Source organism: Bartonella sp. AA18HLJMS (assembly GCF_042197245.1).
Classification (GTDB): domain Bacteria; phylum Pseudomonadota; class Alphaproteobacteria; order Rhizobiales; family Rhizobiaceae; genus Bartonella.
The window spans coordinates 1-819 of sequence record NZ_JBHIRP010000080.1; the positions used below are offsets into that span (position 1 = coordinate 1).

Genomic DNA, 819 nt, shown 5'->3' on the forward strand with positions numbered 1-819 from the left:
CCAGCACTCGTGGCAGAGAGATTAGAGCGGATTTTTCCGTTTTCAGATGTATAACCAGCACCAAGAGCAAATGCGGACTGTCCACGCCATGCGCCGCTACCAAATGAGACACTCAAAGATCCCGGCTCGTCGAAGTAACGTAGGTTGGACACTGCTAGACCAACGGCTGCTGCTTGCCTTGCCTCTTTGCGTACACTCTTAATGTCATAACTAAACGTTTCAAATTTTATATCGGTTTAGGATTTCGACTCGTTAACACCATTACTCATCGCATTATCCTTGGATTCAGAAAAATATTTATCTACATATTTTTTCGCATCATCAAAAACTGTCTTAATCTGCTGCTCACTGTCATCTAACAACCAACTACCCCCTCCACGACTTCTGTCAAATTTGCGTAAAACACACCACTCTTCACACCTTTTCTCTTTCTTTATTTTCAACATTAATGCTGGCACTGTTATTTGTGGGAGTCGTTCTTTTAATCGTGTAACTCTTTTCGCCCCTGTCTTGTATAGACAGGAGCGTTTTTGAAAATAATCGTAGTAAATTTTATTAATTTAGAGTTAAGCTTAATCCTACACCTACACCCCAGCGCCCTCCGGCACTTGTCACAGATAGACTAGAGCGAATATTTCCATCTTCAGATGTATAACCAGCTCCAATAGCAAATGCGGACTGATTGAGCCATATACCACTACCAAGTGCAACACTTAACTTTCCTGGTGCATCATTGTAACGCAAGTTGGACACCGCTAGACCAATAGCAGCAGCTTGTCTTGCTTCTTTCCGAACATCCTGAATAGCATAATTCAATGT

Annotated in this window: 2 protein-coding genes and 1 pseudogene; all 3 read right to left on the minus strand. The window is 42.1% G+C overall.

The annotated features are described in order from the left end of the window. Window positions 1-236: pseudogene (locus ACFINW_RS10020) on the minus strand (YadA-like family protein); the annotation flags it as partial. Beyond that, entirely contained in the window at window positions 237-446 is a 210-nt protein-coding gene (locus ACFINW_RS10025; RefSeq protein WP_375674269.1) for a hypothetical protein, read from the minus strand. It abuts the pseudogene before it with no gap. Window positions 447-555: 109 nt separating this feature from the next. Continuing rightward, window positions 556-819, minus strand: a 264-nt coding sequence (locus ACFINW_RS10030) for a YadA-like family protein (protein WP_375674270.1), incomplete at its 5' end; no start/stop codon positions are given.